Raw genomic sequence first — 8062 nt, 5'->3', positions numbered from 1 at the left:
CCACGCACCCACACCGGCAACCCGTTGCGGCCTGCCGTGCTCGATGCCGCGAGAACCGCCTATCCGGCGCTCGGTCCAGCCGACCCCCTGCACCTCCTCGTCTTCGGCGGCAGCCAGGGCGCCCGTGTGATGGGCGAGGTCGTGCCCGCGGCCATCGCCAACCTGCCGGCGGATCTGCGCGCGCGCCTGCGCCTCGTGCAGCAGGTGCGGGCCGAGGATCTCACCCAGGTCCAGAACCTCTACCTCGGCCTGGGACTCGCCGGATTCGAGGCCGCACCCTTCTTCAAGGATCTGCCCGTCCGCATGGCGGCGGCCCACCTCGTCATCGGGCGTTCCGGCGCTTCGACGGTCTCGGAACTCGCCGCCATCGGCCGGCCCGCCATCCTGGTGCCGCTCCCGGGCGCCCTCGATCAGGACCAGGCCGCCAACGCCGCGACGCTCAGCGCCATCGGTGCCGCGCAGGCGATCCCGCAGGCCGCGTTCACCCCGGATCGCCTCACCGCGGAGCTCGTCGACCTCTTCACCAATCCCGAAAAATTGACCGCGGCGGCCTCAGCCGCCAAAAGCGCGGGAATTCACGATGCCGCCGAGCGGCTCGCCGACATCGTCGTTGCGACGGCGGCGCGCACCTGAACCCGTATCCCTCGCGAGCCGGGCCGCCCGGTTCCCGACGCCCCTGAGACTGGTCCTGTTCCATGAAGCTGCCCGATAAGCTCGGCCCCATCCACTTCATCGGTATCGGCGGCATCGGCATGTCCGGCATCGCCGAGGTGATGCACAACCTCGGCTACACGGTGCAGGGGTCGGACGCCAACGACAACGCCAACGTGCGGCGGCTCGCCGAGAAGGGCATGCGCACCTTCATCGGCCACGAGGCCGGCAACGTCGAGGAGGCGGCCCTGGTGGTGGTCTCCACCGCGATCCGCCGCGACAATCCCGAACTCGTCGCCGCCCGCGAGCGCCGCCTGCCGGTGGTGCGCCGGGCCGAGATGCTGGCCGAGCTGATGCGCTTCAAGTCCTGCGTCGCCATCGCGGGCACGCACGGCAAGACCACGACGACCTCCCTCGTCGCCACCCTGCTGGACGCCGGCAACCTCGACCCCACCGTCATCAACGGCGGCATCATCAACGCCTACGGCACCAACGCCCGCATGGGCGAGGGCGAGTGGATGGTGGTGGAGGCCGACGAATCGGACGGCACCTTCCTCAAGCTGCCGGCGGACGTTGCCATCGTCACCAACATCGACCCCGAGCACCTCGATCATTTCGGTTCGTTCGACGCGGTCAAGGACGCCTTCCGGCGCTTCATCGACAACATCCCGTTCTACGGCTTCGCCGTGATGTGCATCGACCACCCGATCGTGCAGGACCTCGTCGGCCACATCGAGGACCGCCGCATCATCACCTACGGCGAGAACCCGCAGGCCGATGTCCGCCTCATCGACGTGGACCTGCGCGGGGGCATGAGCCGCTTCCGCGTGATGATCCGCGACCGGCGCCCGGGCTTCCGCATGGAGATGGAGGACCTCGTCCTGCCGATGCCGGGCAAGCACAACGCGCTGAACGCCACCGCGGCGCTGGCCGTCGCCCACGAACTCGGCGTCGAGCCGGAGGCGATCCGCAAGGCGCTCGCCGGCTTCGGCGGCGTCAAGCGCCGCTTCACCAAGACGGGCGAGTGGAACGGCGCGCTGATCTTCGACGATTACGGGCATCATCCGGTGGAGATCAAGGCGGTGCTCAAGGCTGCCCGCGCCTCCACCGAGGGCAACGTCGTCGCCATCGTGCAGCCGCACCGCTACACGCGTCTCGCCTCGCTGTTCGATGATTTCTGCACGTGCTTCAACGATGCCGACACGGTCATCGTCGCCCCCGTCTACGCGGCGGGCGAGGCGCCGATCGAGGGCATGGACCGCGACGGCCTCGTCTCCGGCTTGAAGTCGCGCGGCCACCGCGACGCCATCGCGCTTCAGCGCTCGGAGGACCTCGCGGGGATCGTCGCGGGCCGCGCCAAGCCCGGCGACTACGTGGTGTGCCTCGGCGCCGGCAACATCACGCAATGGGCCTACGCCCTGCCGGGCGAACTGGCGGCCTTGGACGGCGTGAAGGCGTGAGCCCCGCCTACGTGCCGGCACCGTCCGGGATCAGGTCCTCCGGGTCGACGCCCAGTGCGCCCGCGAGGGCGCGATAGACGATGATGTCGGCCGTGCGTTCGCCCCGTTCCATCGCCGATAGGACAGGTTCGCTGATCCCGCCGAGACTTGCCAGGGCAGTCAGGGTCACCCCCCGTCGCGCTCGCCAGAAGGCGAGCGCGGTCGGAGCCCGGCGCAAGGCATCGAGATCGGCTTCGCTCAACGCCTCGTCCGCTCCGCTCGCCAGCCGATTGCGGGAGGCCTGCAGCGTCCGCGCGTCCGTCGCGTCCTCCGCGAGGGCGACGAGCCGCTCGAAATCCGCTTCTGGCAGGATCACGATGGCGTCGCCGGAGGGCGTCTTGGTGCGCACGATGGTCATACCGATCTTTCTAACCGCAGATCGAGCCACGCGGGCCGATGTCATGCACCATGATCTCATCCGGCTCGATCGTGAAGATCACGCACCAGTCGCCGATCCGAAGTCGGTAGCCCCCGGTGCCCTTCAGCGCCCTGACGTTGCTGACGAGCGCTTCCGGCCTCTCGGCGAGGAGGCGCGGTTTCTCGCGGATGAGCGCTTCCGTTCTGGGCGGCATCCGGGTGAGGGCACGCGCTGCCGGGCGTGTGTAGACGACCGTCCGTCCCATCGCGCGTCTCCGTACCCGATCATGCAACTTTTCGTTGCTTTACTCGAAAAGCACCAGTCCCCATGACCGCCTTCCCGGACATCACCCCCGACATCCGCGCCCGGGCGCCGGCCCTGCGCGGGCGGCTCATCGCCAACCAGCCGCTCTCGGACCTGACCTGGTTCCGGGTCGGCGGCCCGGCACAGGCGCTGTTCACCCCGGCCGATGCGGAGGATCTCGGCCTCCTGCTCGCGGCCCTCGACCCGGAGGTTCCCGTGACGGTGATCGGCCTCGGCTCCAACCTCATCGTGCGCGACGGCGGCGTGCCGGGCGTGGTGGTGCGCCTCGGCGGCAAGGCCTTCGGCACGGTGGCGATCGACGGCGAGACCCTGCGGGTCGGCACGGCGGTGCCGGACATGCGCCTCGCCAAGGTGGCGGCCGAGGCCGGGCTCGACGGACTCGCGTTCTTCCGCGGCATTCCCGGCTCGGTCGGCGGCGCGCTGCGCATGAATGCCGGCGCCCATGGCGGGGAGACCACCGACGTGCTGGTGGAAGCGCATGGCGTCGACCGCCGGGGCGAGGCGCGTCGCTTCGGCCATGTGGAGATGGGCTTTGCCTATCGTCATAGCTCCGCCCCCGACGACGTGATCTTCACGAGCGCCGTGTTCCGCGGCCGGCCCGGCGAGCGCGCGGCCATCGAGGCCGAGATGGAGCGGGTGACGGCGGCCCGCGAGGCGGCCCAGCCGATCCGCGAGCGCACCGGCGGCTCCACCTTCAAGAACCCGCCCGGGGCCAAGGCCTGGCAACTCGTCGACGCCGCCGGCTGCCGGGGCCTGACGGTCGGCGGCGCGCAGGTCTCGCCGATGCACTGCAACTTCCTGATCAACCGCGACAACGCGAGCGCCGCCGACATCGAGGGGCTTGGCGAGGAGGTGCGCCGGCGCGTGCGCGAGACCTCGGGGGTCGAACTGCACTGGGAGATCAAGCGCATCGGTCTCGCTGCGGATGCCGCGAACGGATAGGACATCCAAGGCAATCGGCGGGTCCAGGGCGGTGCGCGGCAGGCGGTCATCGGCCCGGCCGCTTTTGACGGAGGCGAGACGCGCATGATCATGGATGTGGTTGAGCCCGAAGCGTTGTGGCCCGAGGGCGATGACCCCTTCGCGGCTTTCACCGAATGGGGCGGGCAGGCCGGTGACGAGGCTTATGCCGACCTCTGAGGCGCTCCACGCCGCATCGCGGCCGGACCGGATCTGCCGCGTTCCGTGACGACACTGACTGCTTCTACCAGCGACCGACGCTTCACCCCACGGAGTACCCCATGCCCAAGCACGTCGCCGTCCTCATGGGCGGGTGGTCCTCCGAGCGGCCGGTCTCGCTGAATTCCGGCCATGCCTGCGCCGAGGCCCTGGAAGGGCAGGGCTTCCGCGTCACCCGGGTCGACGTCCAGCCGGACATTGCAACAGTGCTGACGACTCTGCGTCCGGACGTGGCCTTCAACGCCCTGCACGGACCGGCGGGCGAGGACGGCACGATCCAGGGCCTGCTGGAGATCCTGCGCATCCCCTACACCCATTCGGGCGTGCTCGCCTCGGCGCTGGCGATGCACAAGGAGCGTGCCAAAGTGGTCATGCGGGCGGCCGGCGTCAGCGTTCCGGAGGGCCGCGTCGTTAACCGTCATGAGGCCGCGAAGTCACACGTGCTGACGCCGCCCTACGTGCTGAAGCCGGTGGCCGAGGGCTCCTCCATGGGGGTCATCATCGTGCGCGACGGACGCTCCCACCCGCCCCAGGAAGTGGGCCGGGAGGATTGGGGCTATGGCGATGAAATCCTTGCGGAAACCTACATTGCCGGGCGCGAGCTGACCTGCGCCGTGATGGGCGACCGGGCCCTCGGCGTGATCGAGATCAAGCCGGCCTCCGGGGAGTGGTACGACTTCGACGCGAAGTACGCCGAGGGGGGCTCGATCCACGTCCTCCCGGCAGAAATTAAACCAAATCTTTACCAGCGTGTCCAAGAGTTGTCGTTAACGGCGCATCAAGCACTCGGGTGCCGGGGCATCAGCCGTGCGGACCTTCGCTACGACGACACACCGGGGGGAACCGGTGCCCTCGTCGTCCTGGAGGTCAACACGCAACCCGGCATGACGAAGACGAGCTTGGTGCCGGAGATCGCAGCCCACGCTGGCTTTAGTTTCGGTGAGCTCGTCCAATGGATGGTGGAGGACGCAACGTTGGGCCGGTAGGGGCCGAAGGTCCGCACGGCGGCCAAGGTCAGGGTCTCCTGGGCCAGGGTCTCGTGGGCCAAGGTCTCGTGGGCCAAGGTCTCCTGGGCCCAGCCGCCGGCACGGTCGCCTCCGTCCGCGCGGCGCTCGCCGCCCGCCTACGCCGCTTCACGCCGCCGGGCCGCCGCTCGCGCCTCGCCGTTCCGATCGAGCGGCGGGTTCCGCGCCACCTCGGCACGGCCGCGGTCTCGGTGTCCTTCGCGGCCCTGGCCCTCGCCGCCTTCGTCGGCAGCGGCAGCTACGACCGCTTCGTGGCCGAGCACGGCCGCCCCCTCGACATCATGGCGCGGCTGGCCGGTTTCGGCGTCGAGCGCGTCACCATCTCGGGCATCGCCCGGCTCTACGAGCGCGAAGTGCTCCAGGCCGCCGGCATCGACGGTCACTCCTCGGTGGTGTTCCTCGACGTGGCGGAGGCGCGCGAGCGCCTGCTGGCGGTGCCGCTGATCGCCAGCGCCTCCGTGCGCAAGGTCTACCCGAACGAGATCGTCATCACCCAGGTGGAGCGCGAGCCCGCCGCCCTCTGGCAGCGCAACGGCGAGATCGCCGTGATCGCCGCCGACGGCACGGTGATCGACCAGATGCGCGACGACCGCTACGCCGCCTTGCCCCTCGTGGTCGGCGACGACGCCAACCTCAAGCTCAAGGACTACCTCGCCCTGATCGAGGCGGCGGGCACGCTCGCCGAGCGCGTCAAGGCCGGCACCTACGTCTCCGGCCGGCGCTGGACCCTGAAGCTCGACGGCGTCGACATCCGCCTGCCCGAAACCGGTGCGACGGAGGCCCTGGCGCGCCTCGTCAAGCTCGAGCGCGACAACCGCATCCTCGAGAAGGACATCATCGCGGTGGACCTTCGCATGCCGGACCGGGTGGTCGTCCGCCTCACCGAAGAGGCGGCCGCGGCCCGCGCGGAAGCCCAGAAGAAGCCGAAGGCCAAGGGAACCAGCACATGAGCCGCACGATCCGTCCGGCGCAGCGCGCTCACCTGTCCCGCCTCACCTCCGTCACCCGGTAGCCCGATGCACGATCAGCACGGCCTCACCCCACGCCTGAAGCCTCTCTCCGCCCGGCGCAGCACCACCCTCTCGGTGCTCGACATCGGGACGAGCAAGGTCGTCTGCCTCATCGCGGAGCTGCAGCCGGCCGAGGCGCTCACCACCCTGCGCGGGCGCACCCACTTCGCCCGCATCATCGGCATCGGCCACCAGCGCTCGCAGGGGCTCAAGGGCGGCGTCATCGTCGATCTCGAATCGGCCGAGGCCGCCATTCGCCAGGCGGTCCACGCCGCCGAGCGCATGGCCCGGGTCGAGGTGCAGTCGGTCATCGTCAACATGTCCGGCGGCCGCATCGGCTCGCAGCATTTCGAGGCCCGCGTGAACACCCGCACCGGCACCGTCACGGGCACGGATGTGGAGCGCGTGCTGGAGACCGCCTCGGCCCACGGCGTCAGCCCCGGCCGCGCCGTGCTCCACGCCCTGCCGACCGGCTACGCCATCGACGGCCAGGGCGCGGTCATCGACCCGTCGGGCATGATGGGGGATGCGCTCGGCGTCGACCTCCACGTGGTCACCGGCGAGGCGGCCGCCGCCCGCAACCTCATGCTCGCCGTCGAGCACTGTCATCTCGGCGTCGAGGCGGTGATCGCCACCCCCTACGCCGCCGGTCTCTCGGCTCTGGTCGACGACGAGGCCGAGATGGGCGTCGCCGTGGTCGACATGGGCGGCGGCACCACCAGCGTCGGCGTGTTCTCCGGCGGCCACCTCGTCCACGTCGACGCGGTGGCGGTGGGCGGCCACCACGTCACCATGGACATCGCCCGCGGCCTCTCCACCCGGGTCGCGGCGGCCGAGCGCCTCAAGACCCTCTACGGCTCGGCCATCGCCACGGCCTCCGACGAGCGCGACATGATCGCGGTCCACGGGGTCGGCGAGGACGAGGGCGACGCGCCGACCCACGTGCCGCGCTCGCAGCTCGTGCGGATCATCCGCCCGCGCGTCGAGGAGGTGGTGGAACTGGTGCGCGACCGCCTGCGCGCCGCCGGCTTCTCCGCCCAGGCCGGGCGCCGCGTGGTGCTCACCGGCGGCGCCAGCCAGCTCGTCGGCCTGCCCGAGGTGGCTCGCCGGGTCATGGAGGGGCAGGTCCGCATCGGCCGGCCCCTCGGCATCCGGGGCCTGCCCGAGGCGGCCAAGGGGCCCGCCTTCTCGGCGGCGGTGGGCCTGCTGGTCTACCCGCAGGTGGCGCATGCGGAGCATTTCGAGCCGCGGGGGCACGGCGCCTTCGCCGGCACGGGGACGGACGGCTACCTCTCGCGCGTCGGACGCTGGATCCGCGAGAGCTTCTGAGACGACCGCCGGCACGCCCGAAACCCCGCGGGGTGGGCGTGGACGGCCAGACGAGAATCGGCGCCTCCCTCAACCCGAGGCGTCAAATGAAACGTGAAAGGCACGAGAGGCTCGACACCATGGCCATCAGTCTGCAGGCGCCGGATATCCGGGAACTGAAGCCCCGCATCACCGTCTTCGGTGTCGGCGGAGCCGGCGGCAACGCCGTGAACAACATGATCGAGTCGGGCCTTCTGGGCTGCGAGTTCGTGGTCGCCAACACCGATGCCCAGGCGCTCACCTCGTCCAAGGCCGAGCGCGTGATCCAGATGGGTCTGAGCGTGACGCAGGGGCTCGGCGCCGGCTCGCACCCCGAGGTCGGCTCGGCCGCGGCCGACGAGGTCATCGACGAGATCCGCGACCAGCTCTCGGGCGCCCACATGTGCTTCATCACCGCCGGCATGGGCGGCGGCACCGGCACGGGCGCGGCCCCGGTCATCGCCCGCGCGGCGCGTGACATGGGCATCCTCACCGTCGGCGTCGTGACGAAGCCGTTCCAGTTCGAGGGCATGCGCCGGATGCGCACGGCCGAGGCCGGCATCCAGGAACTCCAGGCCGCCGTCGACACCCTCATCGTGATCCCGAACCAGAACCTGTTCCGGGTCGCCAACGAGAAGACCACCTTCGCCGACGCCTTCGCGATGGCCG

At 70.6% G+C, this 8062-nt stretch carries 8 protein-coding genes and 1 pseudogene; 7 read left to right on the top strand and 2 right to left on the bottom strand.

Annotation, left to right across the window (positions count from 1 at the left end; all coding sequences use genetic code 11):
- Both K2X24_RS12425 and murC read left to right on the top strand, forming a co-directional pair.
- The coding region (locus K2X24_RS12425) for a glycosyltransferase (RefSeq protein WP_292498446.1) at positions 1–633 on the top strand (633 nt) is incomplete at its 5' end.
- Positions 634–695: 62 nt separating this feature from the next.
- Complete coding sequence (gene murC / locus K2X24_RS12420) at positions 696–2111, top strand: UDP-N-acetylmuramate--L-alanine ligase (RefSeq protein WP_292498444.1); 1416 nt, start codon at positions 696–698, stop codon at positions 2109–2111.
- A gap of 7 nt (positions 2112–2118) precedes the next feature.
- Here murC and K2X24_RS12415 read toward each other — a convergent pair whose 3' ends face one another.
- Complete coding sequence (locus K2X24_RS12415; protein WP_292498441.1) at positions 2119–2508, bottom strand: helix-turn-helix transcriptional regulator; 390 nt, start codon at positions 2506–2508, stop codon at positions 2119–2121.
- Positions 2509–2518: 10 nt separating this feature from the next.
- Entirely contained in the window at positions 2519–2773 is a 255-nt protein-coding gene (locus tag K2X24_RS12410; RefSeq protein WP_292498439.1) for a type II toxin-antitoxin system RelE/ParE family toxin, read from the bottom strand.
- Between the two features lie 62 nt (positions 2774–2835).
- Between K2X24_RS12410 and murB the strand changes: the two genes are divergently transcribed.
- The 5 genes and pseudogenes from murB to K2X24_RS12385 all read left to right on the top strand — a co-directional run.
- Positions 2836–3774, top strand: coding sequence for a UDP-N-acetylmuramate dehydrogenase (gene murB, locus K2X24_RS12405; RefSeq protein WP_292498436.1), 939 nt, complete (start codon positions 2836–2838; stop codon positions 3772–3774).
- Positions 3775–4073: 299 nt separating this feature from the next.
- The gene (locus K2X24_RS12400; RefSeq protein ID WP_292498434.1) at positions 4074–4997 is read left to right on the top strand and encodes a D-alanine--D-alanine ligase; all 924 of its coding nucleotides are present in this window, start codon (positions 4074–4076) and stop codon (positions 4995–4997) included.
- Between the two features lie 68 nt (positions 4998–5065).
- Entirely contained in the window at positions 5066–5986 is a 921-nt protein-coding gene (locus K2X24_RS12395; protein WP_292498431.1) for a cell division protein FtsQ/DivIB, read from the top strand.
- 66 nt (positions 5987–6052) lie between these two features.
- On the top strand, positions 6053–7375 hold the full coding sequence (gene ftsA, locus K2X24_RS12390; protein WP_238281009.1) for a cell division protein FtsA: 1323 nt from the start codon (positions 6053–6055) through the stop codon (positions 7373–7375).
- 119 nt (positions 7376–7494) lie between these two features.
- Positions 7495–8062: pseudogene (locus K2X24_RS12385) on the top strand (cell division protein FtsZ); the annotation flags it as partial.

The sequence above is a fragment of the Methylobacterium sp. genome (genome assembly GCF_019750675.1).
In the GTDB taxonomy this organism is placed as follows: domain Bacteria; phylum Pseudomonadota; class Alphaproteobacteria; order Rhizobiales; family Beijerinckiaceae; genus Methylobacterium.
Note: the sequence above shows the minus strand (reverse complement) of the source record. Positions and strands in the feature narration are given on the sequence as shown.